The organism is Nitrospirillum amazonense, from assembly GCF_029594735.1.
In the GTDB taxonomy this organism is placed as follows: domain Bacteria; phylum Pseudomonadota; class Alphaproteobacteria; order Azospirillales; family Azospirillaceae; genus Nitrospirillum; species Nitrospirillum amazonense.
The window spans coordinates 1,623,001-1,640,829 of record NZ_JARPAF010000002.1 but is presented as its reverse complement, the minus strand read 5'-3'; the positions used below and the strand labels follow the sequence as shown (position 1 = coordinate 1,640,829).

The window sequence follows — 17,829 nt, the reverse complement described above, 5'->3', positions numbered from 1 at the left end:
AATAACCCTGGAACCGAGCGCCCGCGTGCACAGCCCATCTACTGGCAATCATTGGACTATGAGGGCTGGTTCACCGCGCGGACTGGTCATGGTGCTTGTCACGCCGCCGGTGTTGACATGAACGTGAGCAAGCCCGCCCGTTTGAAGGGTCCCTCCCCCGCCGCTGCACCGGCCTTGAGCGATGGCGAGCGCCTGACGCTGGAGCGGTACAGCCTAGCGGCGGCGGCCAGCAATGAGGGGCTGTACGACTGGGACCTGCGCACCGACCAAGTCTATTACGGTGAGACCTGGAAGGCGCTGCTGGGCTATGCCGAGGATGAGATCGGCACCTCGCCCGACGAATGGCTGAAACGGGTGGACCCGGACGACCTCATCTGGCTGCAGGCCACCCTGGACGCCCAGGCCAGCGCCGGCGGCAAGCCCTTTCAGATCGAATACCGCATCACCCACCGCAACGGCCATGTGCTGTGGATGATGTGCCGCGGCATCGTCGTGCTGGACGATGAGGGGGAGCCGATCCGCATCGTCGGCGCCCAGCGCGACATCACCGACCGCAAGAACGCCGAGGAACAGCTGCGCCTGAGCGAGGAGCGTTATGCCCTGGCCGCCCAGGGCGCCAACGACGGGCTGTGGGACTGGCACGTGGCCTCGGACCAGCTCTACTGCTCCCCCCGCTGGACGGCCATGCTGGGCATCGGCGGCGGGGCGCGCACCAGCACCATGGAGGACTGGTACGCCCAGATCGACGGCGAGGACCGCCCCCGCCTGCGCGCGGCGGTGGACACCCACCTGGCCGGCGGCAGCGCGCACCTGGAGGAAGAGGTGCGCACCCGCCACGCCGGCGGGGCGGAGCTGTGGGTGCTGATCCGCGGCGTGGCCATCCGCGATGAGGAGGGCGAGGCCATCCGCATGGCGGGCTCCATGACCGACATCACGGCGCGCAAGCGGGCGGAACAGCAGTTGCTGTTCGACGCCTTCCACGACGGTCTGACCCGCCTGCCCAACCGCATGCTGCTGCTCGACCGCATCGGCCAGGCGCTGGGCCGCCGGCGACGGCCGGAAGAGGCGCAGTTCGCCGTGATGATCTTCGACATCGATCACTTTAAGACGGTGAACGACAGCCTGGGCCCCCTGGTGGGGGATGAGGTGCTGTGCGCCGTCGGCCAGCGGCTGGACGGCGCCCGCCGCAGCGGCGACACCGTGGCCCGCCTGTCCGCTGACGAGTACGGCGTGCTGATGGACGGCGTGCTGGACGTGAAGGCGGCGGTGGACGCGGCCGAGCGCCTGGCGTCAGCGGTGGCCGAGCCCCTGACCCTGTCCAACGGGCAGGAGGTGGTGATGAACGTCACCGCCGGCATCGCCCTGTCCGGCTCCGGCTACGCGTCAGCCGGCGACATGCTGCGCGACGCGGGTCTGGCCATGTTCCGCGCCAAGACCAGCGGCCGCAACCGGGTGGAGATGTTCGACGACGCGCTGCGCGAGCGCGCGCTGACCCGCCTCCGCCTGGAATCGGATCTGCGCCACGCCATCGAGGGCCGGCAGTTCCGCCTGTTCTACCAGCCCATCGTGCGCCTGGCGGACGGCTCGGTGGCGGGGTTCGAGGCGCTGATGCGCTGGTTCCATCCCGAGCGCGGCATGATCCCGCCCAGCGACTTCGTCCACCTGGCGGAGGAAACGGGCCTGATCCTGAAGATGGGCCGCTGGGCCCTGGTGGAGGCCACGCGCCAGTTGGCGGAGTGGCAGGGCCGCTTCAGCCCCGACCTGTTCATGAGCGTCAACGTCTCCGGCCGCCAGCTCATGGAGGACGACCTGGTGGCGGCGGTGACGGAGACGCTGGACACCCACCGCATCACCCCCGGCACGCTGAAGCTGGAGATCACCGAAAGCCTGCTGCTGGACGACCCCGGCCGCTGCCTGGGCATCATGGAGGCCTTGAAGCGCAAGGACGTGAAGCTGTCGCTGGACGACTTCGGCACCGGCTTCTCCTCGCTCAGCTACCTGCACCGCTATCCCATCGGCACCCTGAAGATCGACCGCAGCTTCGTGCGCGCCGCCGGCGAAAGCGACCGCCGCAGCGCCATCGCCCGCATCATCACCCTGCTGGCCCAGGCCCTGGACCTGGAGGTCATCGCCGAGGGCATCGAGAAGGAGGCCGAGGCCGACTTCCTGCGCGGCCTGCACTGCCAGTTCGGCCAAGGCTTCCACTTCGCCCCGCCCCTGCCCAAGGAGGCCGTGGAAGACCTGATGGACGCGCGCCGCCGCAGCCGTGAAGTGCTGGAGGGCTTGTCTGCGCTCCGGGGGCTGCCACCCAAGGGGCGGTGAGCGCCCAAGGTGACAATGCGGAACCGCCAAAGGTGAGCATGAAAGTCTATTTTGAAATAGCGCCTTCCCCCGATGAGGAGCAGGAGCCTCAAAAGCCGGGGTTTAACGCCCTCATACATGAGGTCTGCGTCGGTCGTGGATGGTGCGGAAGCGTAGTTGACGATCAACCGCGTCATGTCAGCATGTTCATTCCGGAAAGTGGCCCGGTGACAGCCGATCAATTCGTCGACTGGCTATTTTTGGCCGAGGGTATAGACCTGTTGGAAGATGTGTCGAAATGGCAGCCGCATAAAGATGCGCTTCGCGACATATTCATCCGCCACATGGGCGCTGATGTCGTAGATGCCCACAAACTTAAGTGGGACTTCAGCTAACACATTGTTGCGTCAATCACCCTATTCCGGCGGACACCCCCGCTTTTGAAGCCGCAGCCGTCAAGTGCTGGAAGGACTGTCGGCGCTCCGGGGGCTGCCGCCCAAGGCGCGGTGAGCTTGGATCAGCTTGCGCGGCGGTAGTGCTTATTGCTTGGTCAAACGCTGCTTCCGTCGGTTTAGTGCCTGCTTCATCCGTGCAGCAATATCCATTGACGGGTGTAGAATGTTGAGAATTTCCAGACGGTCACGCACCTCTTGGAAGCGATAGACGATCAAATGCCTGCCAACGTTGTAGACCAGAAATGGCCCGGGAACATCGGCACGGCGGCGCCCCAGTTGTGGGTTGCGCGCCAATTTTTCAAACGCCAGGAATAGCGCTCGAATATAAGATTCCGCCTGGGCATCGCCCCATTCCCGGGCGGTGTAGTCCTCGATTTCGACTAGATCCAATCCCGCTTCATGGGAAAGGACATAGCTCTGCTTCGTCATCGGGAAGACTGGCCTTCCCGGCGAGCACGGCCTTCTGCAAGCAGGCTTTCGACAGATGCGTCCGAGAGATCATCTTCATCCAACTGCTGTGCACTCAAGACCAGGTAGTCACCCAATAGCTTACGGGCCTGTTCTGCCTGGCGCTTTTGGTCTTCGCGGATTAAATGTCTGATGTATTCGCTGGCGCTGTACTGGCCCTCTGCCGCCTGTTTTTCGACATACGCTCGCATTGCCTCTGGCATGGAAACGTTCAGGGTGCTCATCTCAAGGCCGCTCCTTCCAGATCCAACAGCGCCATGGTACGATATGGCCAAAATTTGTCAAATTTTGGCGCCCGATCGAATCGCAATCCGGGCTCCTGTCCCTTTCCTTTGTTCGCGCATCGTGCAGCAGCCGACGCCCAGGCGCACTGTTTGGGACCAGCCGGGCGGCGCTATTTCTGAAGGCGTCGCCGCATGTCCTGGTAGGCGGCGGCGATCAGCGCCGTGAGCGCCGCGGTGTCGTGCCTTTGGCCCCAGCGCAGCTTCACATGGCGCATGCGCTTGCCGGTGCCCTGCAACAGGCTGGCGGGATCGTCCAGGTCGGCGCCATGGAAGAAGCCCACGCTGGCATGCGCGGTGTAGGCGCCGACGTAGGCGAAGGCCGCGTCACCCACGCATGCCGTGGGTTGGCGGTCGTGGATCAGTTCCCGCACATCGTCACCGCAGCCGCGCAGCGCCTCGAACCACGGCTGGATCATCAGGCGCAGGGGATCACCTTGGGCGAACCAGGCGTCGACCTCGGGATCGCGCCGCACGGCGCCCGGCAGGAGGAAGAGAGCGTCCATGGGCGCAGTTTGGCAGGCCGGCTGGAAATGTCGAGGCGGGCACGCCGGCGGCCCCGCTTTCACCCCCATTGCATCGACAACCATGTTTATTCATAACTGTTAACGTCAATAAACAATGGAGATGGGGATGGACACGGTGGGCACCATGGATCGGCGGATGCTTTTGCAGGCCGCGGCGACGGCCGGCATCGCCGGGGCGATCGTGGCGGATCGCGCGGAGGCCGCCGCCCCGGCAGCGCCCCCGACCCCGCTCAGCACCGTGCCCCTGCAACTGCCCGCCACGGAATTCACCTATGAGGCGGTGGTGGACCTGGAGCCCATGATCACCCTGGGCCGGTCCCCGCTGGGGGAACGGCGCATGGTGCCCATCACCGGTGGCATGTTCCAGGGGCCGCGCATCAAGGGCACGGTTCTGGGCGGCGGCGCCGACCGGCAGCTGGTCCGGTCCGACGGCGTGCTGCTGCTGAACGCCCTCTATGAGTTGAAGACGGATGACGGCGCCATCATCACCGTGAACAACCGGGCGCTCATCGACACGCCGCCGGGCCAGCCCCCCTACGCGTACTCCGTCCTGGAGTTTACTGCCCCGGAAGGGCCGCACGCCTGGCTGAACCGCGGCATCTTCGTCGGCACCGTGCATGGCCTGCCGCCCGAGCGGCACGCCGTCCTGATCCGCGTCTACAAGGTCGTCTGAGCGGCCCCCGTCCCGCTCAAGTCTTCCAGGATGGGGCAGTCGGGGCGGTCGTCGCCGGCGCAGCAATGGGCCAGGTGGCGCAGCGTGTCGGCCATGGCCTGCATCTCGCGGATGCGGGTGTCCAGGTCGGCCAGGTGGCGTTGGGCGATGGCCTTGACCTCTCGGCTGGAACGCTCGCGGTCGCGCCACAGGGACAGCAGCTGGGCGATCTCCGCCATGTCGAAGCCCAGGCTGCGTGCCCGCTTGATGAAGCGCAGCTCATTGATCTCGCGGGCGTCGTATTCGCGGTAATTGCCCTCCGACCGGCTGGAGGGACGTACCAGGCCAACCTCGTCGTAATAGCGGATCATCTTGACGCTGACGCCGGATGCCTTGGAGGCTTGGCCGATGTTCATGACGCACGGTCCCCATTGAAGGTCGTCAGGGCGGTGCTCATGGCCGCCACCACGGGCGCCCAGTCCCCCAGCGTCGCCTGGCGGAACAGGCGCATGCTGGGGTACCAGGGCGTGTCCGCCCGCTGGTCCATCCAGCGCCAGTCCGCGTCGGTGATCACCATGGTCCATACCGGGCGGCCCAGGGCGCCCGCGACATGGGCCGGGCCGGTGTCCGGGGTGATCACCAGGTCCAGCAGGGTCATGATGGCGGCGGTGTCCGCCCAGTCGCGCACCTCCGGCGCCAGGTCCAGCAGGTTGGGCGGCGGCGTCAGCCCATCGACGGCGCCCCTGCCCTCCGGCCGCTGCAGGCCGATGAAGGTCACGTCGGGATGTGCCTCCAGCAGGGGCAGCAGCGCCCGCAGGCCCGGTGAGCGCCACGCATCGACGGGGAACTGGGGATTGCCCGCCCACAGCAGGCCCACCCGGTGGCCGGGCACGTCCGCCAGGCGCGCCCGCCACGCCGCCACCCGCTCCGGCGCCGCGCTCAGATAGGGGCCATTCCACGGGATGGTGTCCACCGTCAGGCCCAGGGCCTCCGGCAGATCCATCATGGCGATCTGATAATCGGGCGCCAGCGGCAAGGGCTGGCCGCGCAGCACCACGTCCCCCGGCCGCTGGCCGGGCCATAGCGCGGGTGGCCAGAGCACCGAGAGCGCGTGCGGGGATTCGAACAGCAGCCGCCCCACCCGGGCCGCCGCCTGGGGCAGCAGGCGCAGCATGCTGATGGTGTCGCCGGCGCCCTGCTCGTCCCAAACCACCAGGCTCTTGCCGGGAAGGGCGCGGCCGTCCCACTCAGGCACACCCTGGTGGCGCCGCGGCAGGGGCGTCAGATGCCAGCGCCGGCGATACAGGGGAAAGCCAGCGCGGTAATCGCCCAGGCGCAGATGGCAGTGCGCCATGCTCATGGCCAACTCTGGATCATCCGGTGTCAGGGCCAGTTGGCGGGCGCCGACCTTCAGCGCGTCGGCCGTATACCCCTGGTAACGCAGCGCGCGGGCCAGGATGCCGTAGGGCTCCGGCCGGGTGGGATGGGCGGCGATCAGGCCGCGCGCCATCTCGGCCGCCACCGCCATTTCCCCGTTTGCCGCATGCAGCTCCGCCCGGCTGGCCGCCGCCTCGAACAAACCGGGGCGCAGCCGCAGGGCATGGTCCAGCAGGCGGGCGGCCTCGGCCTCATGACCGCCCCGCTGGCGCAGCAGATCCCCCAGATTGACCAGCGCCACCACCTCATCCGGCGCCACTGCCAGGACGGCACGGAAGGCGGCCTCCGCCTCTTCCTTCCTGTCCAGGCGCAGCAGGCAGCGGCCGAGGCCCAGCTGGGCCTCCGCCACCTGGTAGGGCAAGCGGGTGAGCAGCCGGTAGGTGTCGGCGGCCTCCTCCACCCGGCCCAGATCCTCCAGGATCTGGGCGCGGGCCAGGTGCGCCGGGCCATGGCGCGGCGCCAGGGCCACGACCTGGCCATAGGTCGCCAGGGCGGCCAACCGATCGCCCCGCTGGCGCTGGGCCTGGGCCAGGTTGGCGCGATAGTCGACATTGCCGCCGTCCAGCGCGATGGCCTGGGCAATCAGGCCCTCACCCGCCACAGCACGGCCGGTCTGGACGAACAGCACGCCTTGCAGGTGCAAGGCGTCGGCGCAGTCCGGCATGGCGCGTAGGATCTGGCCGTACAAGTCCTCCGCCTGATCCAGGCGGCCGGACTGGTGATGGTCCAGGGCCACGGCCAAGACCTCTCCCACGGTGGGCATGCGTCGCTTTCCTACGTCATCCAGAGGCTGAAACCGTACACCAGGCGCCTGGTCCGAAGCACGCGCCTCCGGCGGACCGTCACGAACCGGGCACCTGGAAGCGGCGCAGGCGCAGGGCATTGGTCAGCACGCTGACGCTGGACAGCGCCATGGCGCCGGCTGCCACCATGGGCGACAGCAGCCAGCCGGTGATGGGGTAGAGCAGCCCGGCGGCCAGGGGGATCAGCACGACGTTGTAGCCGAAGGCCCAGGCCAGGTTCTGGCGGATGTTGCCCAGCACGGCGCGGCTGAGGGCGATGGCCGTGGCCACCCCGCGCACGTCGCCCCGCACCAGCACCACGTCGGCCGCCTCGATGGCGATGTCGGTGCCCGCGCCCATGGCCAGGCCGACGTCCGCCGTCGCCAGGGCCGGGGCATCGTTCACCCCATCGCCGGCGAAGGCGACGCGGCCGTAGCGCCGTTGCAATTCCGTCACCGCCGCCACCTTGCCCTCCGGCAGCACCTCGGCCGCCACCTCATCGATGCCCAGCGTCTTGGCCACGGCCTCCGCCGTGCGGCGGTTGTCGCCGGTGACCATGACGACCGTCAGGCCGGCGCCGTGCAGCGTGCGCACCACCTCGGCCGCCTCGGGCTTCACCGGATCGGCCACGGCCAGGATGGCGGCCAGCCGGCCGTCGATGGCGGCGTAGAGCGGGCTCTTGCCCTCCCCGCCCAGCCGGGCGGCGGCCTCCGCCACCGGCGCCACGCCGATGCCCAGGCGGGTCATGTAGCGGTCGGCGCCCACCGCCACCACCCGGCCCTCGACTCGGCCTTGCGCGCCATAGCCGGGTTCCGCCTGGAAGCTCTCCACCACCGGCAGGGTGAGGCCGCGCGCCCGGGCCCCGACCACGATGGCCTGGGCGATGGGATGCTCGGACCGCCCCTCGACCGCCGCCACCAGGCGCAGCACCTCGTCCTCGGCAAACCCCTCCACCACCGCCAGGTCGGTCAGCGCCGGCTGCCCCAGGGTCAGGGTGCCGGTCTTGTCGAAGGCCACGGCGCGCACGTCGCGCAGGCCCTGCAAGGCGTCGCCCTGGCGGAACAGGATGCCCAGCTCCGCCGCCTTGCCCGTGCCCACCATGATGGAGGTGGGTGTCGCCAGGCCCATGGCGCAGGGGCAGGCGATGATCAGCACCGCCACGGCGTTGACCAGGGCGTAGCTGAGCTGCGGCCCCGGCCCGAAGAAGTACCAGGCGGCGAAGGTTAGCAGCGCCGCCGCCATGACCGCCGGCACGAACCAGGCCGTCACCTGGTCCACCGCCGCCTGGATGGGCAGCTTGGCGCCCTGCGCCGTCTCCACCATGCGCACGATCTGGGACAGCAGGGTGGCCGCCCCCACCTTCTCCGCCCGGAAGCGGAAGGACCCGGTCTTGTTGACCGTGCCGCCGACGACCGACGCGCCGGGCCCCTTCTCCACCGGCAGCGGCTCCCCGGTGATCATACTTTCATCGACAAAGGACGACCCGTCCAGCACGCCGCCGTCCACCGGCACGCGCTCACCGGGGCGCACCAGGACGATGTCGCCCACCACCACGCTCGCGATGGGCAGTTCCAGGGTCTGGCCGCTCCGCTCCACCCGCGCCGTCTTGGCCTGCAGGGTCAGCAGGCGCTTGATGGCCTCGCTGGTTCGGCCCTTGGCCCGCGCTTCGAACAGGCGGCCCACCAGGATCAGGGTGACGATGACGGCCGCCGCCTCGAAATAGACGTTGTCGGTGCCGGCGGGCAACAGATGCGGCGCGACCGTGGCCACGGTGGAATAGAGGAAGGCGGCACCCGCCCCCAGCACGACCAGGGAATTCATGTCCGGCGTGGCGCGTACCAGATTGGGCACACCCTTGGCGAAGAAGCGGCCGCCGGGTACGGCCAGGACGAAGGCCGCCAGCGCCAGGCTGACCCAGCGCCACGGCTGTTCCCCCACCGCGCCCGCCAGCCAATGGTGGACCCCTGGAATGAAGTGCCGCGCCATCTCCACCGCGAACAGGGGCACGGTGGCGATGGCGGCGAGCGCCACGGCCCGCTTCAGGGCATTGATCTCCGCCGCCCGCGCCTCCCGTTCCCGGTCCGTCTGCGCGGCCGCGTCCTCCTGCACCAGGGGCTTGGCCTCATAGCCGATCCTGGTGGCCGCACCCGCCACGGCCGCGACATCGGCGCCATCGACCAGCACCACGCTGGCCCGCTCCGTCGCCAGGTTCACGGTGGCCTGCACCACGCCCGGCGCCGCGCGCAACGCCTTCTCCACCCGCGCCACACAGCCGGCGCAGGTCACGCCCTGGATGGCGAGCTCTACGGTGTGGGTGCCGGCGTCATAACCGGCCTTGGCGATGGCCTCGATCACGTCAGGCAGGCGCCCGCCCTCGGCCAGTTCCACATGGGCGCGTTCCGCCGCCAGGTTCACGGTGGCGGCGGCCACGCCCGGCACGGCGGCGATCGCCTTCTCCACCCGGCGCACGCATCCGGCACAGGTCATGCCGGCTATGGGGATGTCGATGGTACCAGGGGCGGCGGGCGGAACGGCGGCGACATGGGACATTTCAGTCTCCTCGACGAGATGTCCCGTATAGATAGACCCTCCCACGATGGGAGGGTCAAGGGCGGCGGCATGACGGCAGCGCGGGGCTGACGCCCTGTCGTGTCAGGCGTTAAAATCCAGCCCCCACTGGCTGTAGCTGTCGGGCTTCTCCGCCCAGTCCTCGCGCACCTTCACGAACAGCATGACGTGCACGCGGCGGTCCAGGATTTCCTCAAGTTCCACGCGAGCGGCGGCGCCGATTGACTTGATCTTGCTGCCACCCTTGCCCAGCACGATGGCCTTCTGGTTGGGGCGCTGGACGTAGACGATCTGGGAGATTTTGACGGAGCCATCCTCGAACTCCTCCCACGCCTCGGTCTCCACCGCCACGGCGTAGGGCAGTTCCTGGTGCAGCTGCAGGAACAGCTTCTCCCGCGTGATCTCGGCGGCCAGCAGGCGCTGCGGCATGTCGGACAGCTGGTCCTCCGGGAACAGCCAGGGGCCTTCCGGCAGGCGGGCGGCCAGCTTGTCCAGGAAGTCCTTCAGGCCGTCGCCGGTCAGGGCGGAGATCATGAAGATGTCGGTGAACACGCCCGTCTCGTTGAAGCGCGCCGCCAGTTCCAGCAGCCGCTCATAGGGGATCAGGTCGATCTTGTTCAGGATCAGGATGGCCTGGCGCTTGCTGTCCTTCAGGCGCTGGATGATGCCGTTGGTATCATCATCCACGCGGCGCGAGGCGTCGACCAGCACGGCCACCAGGTCCGCCTCCTCCGCCCCCGACCAGGCGGCGGCCACCATGGCGCGCTCCAGCCGCTTCTTGGGCGTGAAGATGCCGGGCAGGTCGACGAACAGGATCTGGGCGCGGTCGTGCATGCCGATGCCCAGCACGCGGGAGCGGGTGGTCTGCACCTTGGGGCTGACGATGGACACCTTGCTGCCCACCGCCGCGTTCAGCAGGGTGGACTTGCCGGCGTTGGGCGCGCCAACCAGGGCGACGAAACCGCAGCGCATGGGCGCGAGCGGCGTGCCGTCCCCCTCCTCCTCGTCATCCTCATAGTCGTCTTCATCGTCCAGGTACTGGTCTTCACCCTCGGGCGCCTCCTGCGCCTCGTGCTCGGGGCCCGTGGCACCGGCCACCGTGTCCTCATCGGGGGGAAGGCCGTCCTGGCCGTGTTCGACGTCGCTCATCACTCACATCCTCAAAGGGAACGGCGGGCCCGGACACCCTTTGGCATCCGCCCGCCGCCGCATGCGCGGCTTCATGACACAGACCGCGCGCCGGCACCAGCGGCGGCACGGCATCCAAGGATTGCGCAGGCGGCCGGCGCACAGCACCGCCTCGGAAATTTAACAAGGGCTTAGGGGATGCCCGGGCTATAGCTCGACCGCGCCGGCTTCGGCCGGCACACGGTCCCAGTCTACCAGGAGCCCGCTTCGATGTCCCTGCCGCACCGCCTGGCCCCGCGTCAACTGGCGCTCGCCGCCGCGCTCGCCTCAGCTGTCATTCTTCCCGCCCAGGCCCGCGACCTGGACATCGAGGCGCACCGCGGCGGCCGCGCCCTGTGGCCGGAGAACACGCTGCAGTCCTTCGCCCACGCCCTGTCGCTGGGCGTGACCACCTTGGAGATGGACATGAACATCACCAAGGACGGCACCGTCATCATTTCGCATGAGCGGCACCTGAACCCCGACCTGGCCAAGGGGCCGGACGGCGCCTACGTCACCGCCCCCACCCCGGCCTTCTTCAGCCTGACGCTGGAGCAGATCAAGAAGTACGACGTCGGCCAGCTGCGCCCGGGCAGCGCCTATGGCAGCCACTTCCCCGACCAGCGCCCCATTCCCGGCACGCCCATCCCCACCCTGAAAGAGGTCATCGACCTGGTGAAGCGGTCGGGCAACAAGACCGTGAAGATGAACATCGAGACCAAGATCGACCCCAGCCATCCCGAGGACAGCCCCACGCCGGAGGTCTTCGTGGACACAGTGCTGGCCGTGCTGAAGGCCGAGAAGTTCGAGGACCGGGTGATGATCCAGTCCTTCGACTGGCGCACCCTGCAGGTGGTGCAGCAAAAGGCCCCCGCCATTCCCACCGTTTACCTGACGGAGCAGGATCCGCGCGAGCCCTCGGTCAGCCTGACCGCCAAGCTGCCCTGGACTGCCGGCTTCGACCCCGTGGACCACGGCGGCAGCGTGCCCAAGGCGGTGAAGGCGGCCGGCGGCAAGGTCTGGTCGCCGCTCCACACCGACATCGACGCCGGCTTGGTGCAGGAAGCGCACAGCCTGGGCCTGACCGTCATCCCCTGGACGGTGAACAAGGCGGAGGACATGGCCAAGCTGATCGACATGGGCGTGGACGGCATCATCTCCGACCAGCCGGTGCTGCTGCGCGAGGCGGCCGCCGCCAAGGGCATCGCCCTGCCCAAGGCCTTCCCCGTCGAGGCCGTGCCGGGCAAGAAGCACTGAGCTAGGCCCCTCTCTCCCCTCTTTCCGCCACGCCCCGGCCGGGTTCTCCCGCCGGGGCGTTTTCTTTTCAGCTTCCTCTTGTCGGTTTCATATCGTTCGCTATATCGTACGATATGTTTTCCGATCAAACGACATCCCATCCCCCTTACCTGGCCATGGGCGGGCGCGGCGGGTGGCATCATTGGAAGCACGGCGGCGGTTTCAGCGGGGGCGGCGGCTTCTGGGGCGGTGGCGGGGGCGGCATGCCTGGCAGCCGCAAGCTGTCGTCCGCCGACCTGGAACTGCTGCTGCTGGCGCTGCTGGAGCGCAAGCCGGCCCATGGCTATGAGTTGATCCGCGCCGTGGAAGAACAGTCCGGCGGCTTCTACACCCCCAGCCCCGGCGTCATTTACCCGGCGCTGACCTTCCTGGCGGAGATCGGCTACGCGGCAGCGGAGCCGGAGGGCAACCGCAAGCTCTACCGCATCACCGACAGCGGACGCGCCCACCTGGAGGGCCACCGCGGCACGGCCGTCGCCATCCTGGAGGGCCTGCGCCGCATCGGCGGCCGGATGGAGCAGGTGCGCGAGGCCTTCGCCGGCGTCACCGACGCCGATCCCGCGGCGTCCGAAGATCTGCACCAGGCGCGCCACGCCCTGAAATCCGCCCTTTACGGCAAGCGCGGCTGCGATGCCGCCGAGGCCCGGCGCCTGGCCGCCATCCTGCGGCGCGCCACGGCGGAGATTCTGACTCCCTCCTCCTTGAATGACGACGGGGCAACCGTCCCCGCCTCTCAACCCGACAGACCTGACCTAGGTGACCGAATGACCGACACCCCCCGCCACCAGATCGGCCGTATGCGCTTCGACACCCGTCGGCGCACATTGACCGTGACCAGCGTGGCGCACCTGACGCCCAAGATGCTGCGCGTCGTCCTGACCTCGCCGGAGTTGGCGGACTTCGACAGCCGCGGCGCCGATGACCATATCAAGCTGTTCTTCTCCGGCCCGGATGGCCAGCCGTTGATGCGCGACTACACCCCCCGCGCCTTCAGCCAGGCGGACCGCACCCTGACCCTGGACTTCGCCCTGCATGACGCCGGCCCGGCCACGGCCTGGGCCCTGGGCGCCAAGGTGGGCGACACGCTGGAGATCGGCGGCCCGCGCGGCTCCATGATCGTGCCGGATGATTTCGACTGGTACCTGCTGGTCGCCGACGAGACGGGCCTGCCCGCCATCGGCCGCCGGCTGGAGGAGCTGCGCCCGGGCGTACCGGTCCACACCGTGGTGGCCGTCGACAGCGCCGCGGAGATTCAGGCTATCGAGACCAAGGCGCGCTGGACCGCCCACTGGGTCACCCGCGACAGCCAGGGCACGGACGACGCCGCCACCCTGCGCCGGGCGGTCGAGGGTATCCAGTTGCCGCCAGGCGACGGCTATGTCTGGATCGCCGCCGAGGCCACCGTGGCCAAGGCCCTGCGCGCCTATGTGCTGGAGGACCGCAAGCACCCGGCGCAATGGATGCGGGCGTCCGGCTATTGGCTGCGTGGCGAGGCGGGCGCGCACGAGAACCTTTGAGCTTCAGCCGTAGAGGTCGGTGCGCATGGCGTGATCGTAATGCGCATCGATCGCCTCTGCCTCCGCCGTGCTTTTGCGGGTCATGGCGGCCAGCATCTGGCCCGGCGTCGGCAGGCTGCCGCGCGCCAGCCTTGAGGCCGGGTCCCAAAAGCGGGCCCGGTTCAAGGCCTTGCCGCAGTGGAACAGGACTTCATCCACCGTCACGATGATCGCCGTCTTGGGCGCCTTGCCCCCCTCGGCCAGATCCCTGCGCACGGTGGCGTCATCCGTGACGCGGCCACGCCCATTGAGGCGCAGGAAGACATCGAGGCCGGGGAATAGGAACAGCATGCCCAGGCGGTCGTCCGCCTGAAGGTTGCGCATGGATTCGATGCGGTTGTTTCCCGGCCAGTCGGCGAAGGCCACCGTCTTGGCGTCCAGCACTCGCACGAAGCCGGGCGGCCCGCCACGTGGCGAAGCGTCCAGCCCGCCGTCGCGTCCGTCGCCGCGGCCCGTTGCCAGGCAGAAGAAGGTCGCCTTTTCCAGATATCGGATATGAAAGTCGATCAACTCGGGCATCACCGCTTGGCGGATGTGCTCCGCCGGCGGATCGTACAGCGTGTCCAGGTCCAGGGGATCGTGTCCCAGGGTTTGGGGGGCCATCGGCATCTCCATGATCTCAGTCCAGGCCGCTCTTGCCCGGCGCCCAATAAGCCTTGGCCTTGCGGCGTGAGGCGGCCACACCCCGCTCCTTCAGTGCTCGGGTGATCTGCTGGATGGCAGGCGCCCTGCCCGTCAGCGCGAAATGTGCCGCGTCGCCACCGGCATGCGACAGCGCGTCGACCACCCCCGCCAGGTGGCCCTCGCCGGCAAGGCGGCCGATCAGCATGGCGTCACTCAATCCCACCGCGTCCAGCACGGATCGCGCCTCGGCCAGGTCCGACACCTCGAATACACAGCGGAAGCCGCTGCCCAGCGCCATGCGGCAGGCCAGGGCCACCGCGAACGACGTCTCGTCCCCGAACAGTACCCAAGGGCCCGCGTGATCGGTGAAGTCAAGGGAGCGGCGCGGGCCGAAGAACTGGCAGCCATCGCCAGCCTTCAAGCCGGCCATCCAGCGGCTGCCCGGCCCCCCGCCATGGGCCCCCTCACCATGGGAAAAAGCCAGCAGTTGGGTGGCGCCCCCGGTAACGTCCCAGGACACCGGGGTATATGTGCGGGCGGCCAGGCCCATGCCCATGGCCACCTGTATCTTCTGCCCCGGCGCCCACAGCACGTCCCGCAGCGCCTCCCCCTCCAGCCGGACGCGCCGGAAGCGCGGGGACAGGCGCTCAACCGCCGCCACGCGGGCCGGGCGCATGAACCAGCGCAGCAGGGTCCGCGTCACCGGGCCTGCGGCCACAGGGGTCGCATTCTCCGTCACCCGATCCACATCTTGACTGTCCATCACTCTCTCCCAAGCCCGGCATGTGCGCGGCCTGACTTAGCTAGCCTCTTGGCGGATTGGCGTCATTGGGCAATCATGACAATCAATTTCGAAAATCTGCCAACCCGCATCTGAGGGACCGGAGCCAGGCCCCATGCCCATCCTGAGAGAGCTGCCCTCCAATGATCAGGACTGGCCAGGCGACCTGATGGACCCCGATGACGTGCCCCGGCCCATCGCCGCCTTCGGCATCATCGGCTTCACCAACGGCATCGAACTGGCGCCCCACCGCCACCGCAAGGCGCAGCTGCTGCTGGCCCCGCGCGGCGTCCTGACCTGCGAGGCGGAGAGCGGGCTGTGGCTGGTGCCGCCGAACTGTGCCTTGTGGATCCCTGCGGAGACGCTGCATTCCCTCAAAGTGTCGGGCACGGTCGATGGCTACAACGCCTTCATCGACCCCGCCGTGGCGGCGATCCTGCCGGCGCATTGCTGCACCGTCTCGGCGACGCCACTGCTGACGGCCCTGCTGATGCGGGCGGCCAGCCTGCCGCAGCTCTATCCTGAGGACGGGCCGGACGCCCGCCTGGTCACCGTCCTGCTGGATGAGATCGCGGCGGCGCCGGAGGAACGGCTGCACCTGCCCATGCCCACGGACGCGCGGCTGCGCCGGCTGGTGGCCCTGATGATGGCCGACCCGGGCCAACGCGGCACCATGGAGCAGTGGGCCAAGCGCGTGGGCATGAGCGAGCGTACCCTGGCCCGCCTGCTGACCCGCGAAACCGGCATGAGCTTCGGCCAGTGGCGCCAGCAGTTGATCCTCATGCTGGCCCTGCAGCGCATGGCGGAGGGGGCGCCGGTGCAGCAGGTGGCGCTGGACCTGGGGTATGAGAGCGCCAGCAGCTTCGTCACCATGTTCCGCAAGGCCCTGGGCAGCCCGCCCGCGCAATATATGGCACGGCAACGGGGTGCCGAGCCCCTCAGAAACCCATAACGGCGTTTTCAGTGGGCAGCTGCCGGCGGCGCGTTTCCGGCGGCTGGTCAGCACGCCAGGCGGCGCCGGCGTCGGCGGTGGCAGTGTCCGGGATCACGCCCGCCAGGGTAAAGGCGTCGAAGACGAACGGCAGGCCGTCGCTGGCGGCGATATGCCCACCATCCCCCACCTGGAAATGCAGGTGCGGGGCGTCGGACTGACCGGAATTGCCCAGCCGGCCCAGCACCTCGCCCTTGCGCACGGCCTGGCCCGGCCGCACGGGGATGCTGCCCGGGATGAGATGGGCATAGAAGGCGTACGCCCCCCCTTTCATACGCAGGACCACCTGGTTGCCGGCAATGGTGTCCAGCGTGACCTTCTGCGCCGGCGGCTGGCCGGGCACGTTATCCGGAAACCCGTCGCGCACACTCTCGATGACGCCGTCGGCCACGGCCAGCACCGCCTGGCCATAGCCGGGCCAGGACTCGTTGCGCGCCTGGTCGCCGCCGAACTCCCGCCCGTCCGCGGTCAGCCTCATGAAGTCGATGGCGTAGCGCTCTGGCACCCGCGCCTGCCCGTCCACCACCATCACGGTGGTCCGGTGTATAGAGGCGGCGGACAGGCCGTTGAAGGCCACCCATCCCGTGCCGGCGACGGGGGCGGAGACGACGACGGGCGGCGCCCGGCCCAGCGGGACGGCGACCGCCGTGTTCAGCGTGGTGTCGGGCAAGTCAGGCTTGAACGGCGCGATGGTGAGCGCCAGCCGCAGATCCGCCACCTCGGCATCATCGCCAAGATGCACGTCGAACAGGGCGGCGGCGTAGGTATTGCCCTGTATGACCGTCACCGGCGGCTGGCCGTCACCGGGCGGACGGCCGGGCCGCGACAGCAGATCCGTCAGGGCCGCGCCCTCGAATCGCGCCAGGGCGGCCGGTTGTGCCACCGTGCCCAGCCGCACGGTCGCCAACGTCATGGGCACGGGGGAAAAGTTGCTGATCAGCGCCTCGAACACCAGATGGCGGCCGTCCGTGGCCGGCACCACGCTGGCCGGGCGCAGGATCCGGATGTCCAAGGGGGTGATGGAATGGGCATCCGGCTCCGCCCTGGCGCCGAAGGCGGCGGCCAGAACTCCGCTGGCGACAAGGACCTGGGCGAGACGGCGGCGAAGCATGGCGGCCCCTGACGGTATGGAATATCCGCAGGATGCCGCACAACGCGTCGCCGTCAACCGCCTGTCGTCAATCGCCCGCGGTCAATCGTCCACCATCAAACGTCCGGAGGGCTCAGCCCAGCCGCTTCAGCATCTCCAGCGCGGCGGCCTTCTCGGCGGCGCGCTTGGACGGGCCGCTGGCAGCCTCGCTGCCCTTGCCCTGCACGGCCACGCGCACGGTGAACACCGGCTCATGGTCTAGGCCGGTGCGTCCCACCTGCTCATAGACCGGCAGGGGCAGGCCCCGGGCCAGCGCCCATTCCTGCAGGGCGGTCTTGGGTTCCACCGGTGGCAACTCGGCGGCGTCGATGCGGCCGGCCCAGTGCTTGCGAATGAACGCGCCGGCCACCTCCAGGCCGCCGTCCAGGTACAGGGCGCCGATCACCGCCTCGCAGGCGTCTGCCAGGATGGCGGGCTTGGTGCGGCCGCCCGCGTCCGCCTCGCCCGGGGCCAGGCGCAGGTAGCGGCCCAGATCCAAGCTTTCGGCCACGCCCGCCAGCGCTTCAGCCCGCACCAGGGCGGTGTGGCGCTTGGCCAGGCCGCCCTCATTCTCCTCGGGGAAGCGTTCCAGCAGCCACTGGGCGATCACCAGGCCCAGCACCCGGTCACCCAGGAACTCCAGCCGCTCATAATGCCCGGTGGCGGCGCGGGGCCCGCGGCCGATGCCGGCCACGCTGGGGTGGGTCACCGCCTCCAGCAGGTGGCGGGCCTCGGCGAAGGTGTGTCCCAGGGCCTCGGCCAGGGTGGCGATGTCGGCGCCGCCGGTGTCCAGCGGGCCAGCGGACGTGGCCAT

The 17,829-nt window shown here is 69.1% G+C and carries 17 protein-coding genes; 6 read left to right on the top strand and 11 right to left on the bottom strand.

Annotated features, from left to right (window positions below; all coding sequences use genetic code 11):
* Nucleotides 1-117 precede the first annotated feature (117 nt).
* Together P5F91_RS13545 and P5F91_RS13540 are read left to right on the top strand one after the other, a co-directional pair.
* Complete coding sequence (locus P5F91_RS13545; protein ID WP_246134260.1) at nt 118-2,322, top strand: putative bifunctional diguanylate cyclase/phosphodiesterase; 2,205 nt, start codon at nt 118-120, stop codon at nt 2,320-2,322.
* Nucleotides 2,323-2,354: 32 nt separating this feature from the next.
* Nucleotides 2,355-2,696, top strand: a complete 342-nt coding sequence (locus tag P5F91_RS13540; protein ID WP_277907401.1) for a hypothetical protein — start codon at nt 2,355-2,357, stop codon at nt 2,694-2,696.
* A 144-nt stretch (nt 2,697-2,840) separates the two neighbouring features.
* On the opposite strand, the gene P5F91_RS13535 is transcribed toward P5F91_RS13540, so the two are convergent.
* The 3 genes from P5F91_RS13535 to P5F91_RS13525 form a co-directional block, all read right to left on the bottom strand.
* A complete protein-coding gene (locus tag P5F91_RS13535; RefSeq protein WP_145609445.1) occupies nt 2,841-3,185 on the bottom strand; it encodes a type II toxin-antitoxin system RelE/ParE family toxin in 345 nt (114 codons plus the stop codon).
* Nucleotides 3,182-3,448, bottom strand: coding sequence for a ribbon-helix-helix domain-containing protein (locus P5F91_RS13530; RefSeq protein WP_277907400.1), 267 nt, complete (start codon nt 3,446-3,448; stop codon nt 3,182-3,184). Before P5F91_RS13530 ends, P5F91_RS13535 begins: the two co-directional genes overlap by 4 nt.
* A gap of 170 nt (nt 3,449-3,618) precedes the next feature.
* Nucleotides 3,619-4,011 (bottom strand): DUF1801 domain-containing protein, encoded by a 393-nt coding sequence (locus P5F91_RS13525; RefSeq protein WP_277907399.1) that lies wholly within the window; start codon nt 4,009-4,011, stop codon nt 3,619-3,621.
* Between the two features lie 157 nt (nt 4,012-4,168).
* On the opposite strand from P5F91_RS13525, the gene P5F91_RS13520 reads away from it, so the two are divergent.
* Complete coding sequence (locus P5F91_RS13520) at nt 4,169-4,705, top strand: DUF3237 domain-containing protein (protein WP_246134261.1); 537 nt, start codon at nt 4,169-4,171, stop codon at nt 4,703-4,705.
* On the opposite strand, the gene cueR is transcribed toward P5F91_RS13520, so the two are convergent.
* From cueR to era, 4 genes are all read right to left on the bottom strand, one after another.
* On the bottom strand, nt 4,690-5,100 hold the full coding sequence (gene cueR, locus P5F91_RS13515; protein WP_145609449.1) for a Cu(I)-responsive transcriptional regulator: 411 nt from the start codon (nt 5,098-5,100) through the stop codon (nt 4,690-4,692). The two genes, P5F91_RS13520 and cueR, sit on opposite strands and share 16 nt — an antisense overlap.
* The gene (locus P5F91_RS13510; RefSeq protein ID WP_277907398.1) at nt 5,097-6,884 is read right to left on the bottom strand and encodes a tetratricopeptide repeat protein; all 1,788 of its coding nucleotides are present in this window, start codon (nt 6,882-6,884) and stop codon (nt 5,097-5,099) included. Before P5F91_RS13510 ends, cueR begins: the two co-directional genes overlap by 4 nt.
* Nucleotides 6,885-6,963: 79 nt before the next feature.
* Nucleotides 6,964-9,453, bottom strand: coding sequence for a heavy metal translocating P-type ATPase (locus tag P5F91_RS13505; RefSeq protein WP_277907397.1), 2,490 nt, complete (start codon nt 9,451-9,453; stop codon nt 6,964-6,966).
* A 102-nt stretch (nt 9,454-9,555) separates the two neighbouring features.
* Nucleotides 9,556-10,443, bottom strand: coding sequence for a GTPase Era (gene era / locus P5F91_RS13500; RefSeq protein WP_244909422.1), 888 nt, complete (start codon nt 10,441-10,443; stop codon nt 9,556-9,558).
* Between the two features lie 426 nt (nt 10,444-10,869).
* On the opposite strand from era, the gene P5F91_RS13495 reads away from it, so the two are divergent.
* The gene (locus P5F91_RS13495) at nt 10,870-11,895 is read left to right on the top strand and encodes a glycerophosphodiester phosphodiesterase (RefSeq protein ID WP_145609453.1); all 1,026 of its coding nucleotides are present in this window, start codon (nt 10,870-10,872) and stop codon (nt 11,893-11,895) included.
* A gap of 242 nt (nt 11,896-12,137) precedes the next feature.
* Nucleotides 12,138-13,451, top strand: coding sequence for an SIP domain-containing protein (locus P5F91_RS13490; RefSeq protein WP_277907396.1), 1,314 nt, complete (start codon nt 12,138-12,140; stop codon nt 13,449-13,451).
* Between the two features lie 3 nt (nt 13,452-13,454).
* Here the strand turns inward: P5F91_RS13490 and P5F91_RS13485 are convergent, their stop codons facing one another.
* Together P5F91_RS13485 and P5F91_RS13480 are read right to left on the bottom strand one after the other, a co-directional pair.
* Nucleotides 13,455-14,093, bottom strand: coding sequence for an MSMEG_1061 family FMN-dependent PPOX-type flavoprotein (locus tag P5F91_RS13485; RefSeq protein ID WP_186454606.1), 639 nt, complete (start codon nt 14,091-14,093; stop codon nt 13,455-13,457).
* Nucleotides 14,094-14,109: 16 nt separating this feature from the next.
* Nucleotides 14,110-14,877 (bottom strand): siderophore-interacting protein, encoded by a 768-nt coding sequence (locus P5F91_RS13480; RefSeq protein WP_211106857.1) that lies wholly within the window; start codon nt 14,875-14,877, stop codon nt 14,110-14,112.
* Nucleotides 14,878-15,010: 133 nt separating this feature from the next.
* Between P5F91_RS13480 and P5F91_RS13475 the strand changes: the two genes are divergently transcribed.
* Nucleotides 15,011-15,847 carry an AraC family transcriptional regulator gene (locus P5F91_RS13475; protein ID WP_145609455.1) on the top strand — a complete coding sequence of 279 codons (837 nt, stop codon included), beginning with the start codon at nt 15,011-15,013 and terminating at the stop codon, nt 15,845-15,847.
* On the opposite strand, the gene P5F91_RS13470 is transcribed toward P5F91_RS13475, so the two are convergent.
* Nucleotides 15,834-16,997, bottom strand: a complete 1,164-nt coding sequence (locus P5F91_RS13470) for a M23 family metallopeptidase (protein ID WP_145609456.1) — start codon at nt 16,995-16,997, stop codon at nt 15,834-15,836. The two genes, P5F91_RS13475 and P5F91_RS13470, sit on opposite strands and share 14 nt — an antisense overlap.
* A 112-nt stretch (nt 16,998-17,109) precedes the next feature.
* Nucleotides 17,110-17,829 (bottom strand): ribonuclease III, encoded by a 720-nt coding sequence (rnc, locus tag P5F91_RS13465; RefSeq protein ID WP_145609457.1) that lies wholly within the window; start codon nt 17,827-17,829, stop codon nt 17,110-17,112.

Coding starts and splice junctions, on each gene's coding strand:
- P5F91_RS13545 (WP_246134260.1), top strand. CDS start 118: ATGAACGTGAGCAAGCCCGCCCGTTTGAAGGGTCCCTCCCCCGCCGCT.
- P5F91_RS13535 (WP_145609445.1), bottom strand. CDS start 3,185: ATGACGAAGCAGAGCTATGTCCTTTCCCATGAAGCGGGATTGGATCTA.
- P5F91_RS13530 (WP_277907400.1), bottom strand. CDS start 3,448: ATGAGCACCCTGAACGTTTCCATGCCAGAGGCAATGCGAGCGTATGTC.
- P5F91_RS13525 (WP_277907399.1), bottom strand. CDS start 4,011: ATGGACGCTCTCTTCCTCCTGCCGGGCGCCGTGCGGCGCGATCCCGAG.
- P5F91_RS13520 (WP_246134261.1), top strand. CDS start 4,169: ATGCTTTTGCAGGCCGCGGCGACGGCCGGCATCGCCGGGGCGATCGTG.
- cueR (WP_145609449.1), bottom strand. CDS start 5,100: ATGAACATCGGCCAAGCCTCCAAGGCATCCGGCGTCAGCGTCAAGATG.
- P5F91_RS13510 (WP_277907398.1), bottom strand. CDS start 6,884: ATGCCCACCGTGGGAGAGGTCTTGGCCGTGGCCCTGGACCATCACCAG.
- P5F91_RS13505 (WP_277907397.1), bottom strand. CDS start 9,453: ATGTCCCATGTCGCCGCCGTTCCGCCCGCCGCCCCTGGTACCATCGAC.
- era (WP_244909422.1), bottom strand. CDS start 10,443: ATGCGCTGCGGTTTCGTCGCCCTGGTTGGCGCGCCCAACGCCGGCAAG.
- P5F91_RS13495 (WP_145609453.1), top strand. CDS start 10,870: ATGTCCCTGCCGCACCGCCTGGCCCCGCGTCAACTGGCGCTCGCCGCC.
- P5F91_RS13490 (WP_277907396.1), top strand. CDS start 12,138: ATGCCTGGCAGCCGCAAGCTGTCGTCCGCCGACCTGGAACTGCTGCTG.
- P5F91_RS13485 (WP_186454606.1), bottom strand. CDS start 14,093: ATGGCCCCCCAAACCCTGGGACACGATCCCCTGGACCTGGACACGCTG.
- P5F91_RS13480 (WP_211106857.1), bottom strand. CDS start 14,877: ATGGACAGTCAAGATGTGGATCGGGTGACGGAGAATGCGACCCCTGTG.
- P5F91_RS13475 (WP_145609455.1), top strand. CDS start 15,011: ATGCCCATCCTGAGAGAGCTGCCCTCCAATGATCAGGACTGGCCAGGC.
- P5F91_RS13470 (WP_145609456.1), bottom strand. CDS start 16,997: ATGCTTCGCCGCCGTCTCGCCCAGGTCCTTGTCGCCAGCGGAGTTCTG.
- rnc (WP_145609457.1), bottom strand. CDS start 17,829: ATGGCCACGTCCGCTGGCCCGCTGGACACCGGCGGCGCCGACATCGCC.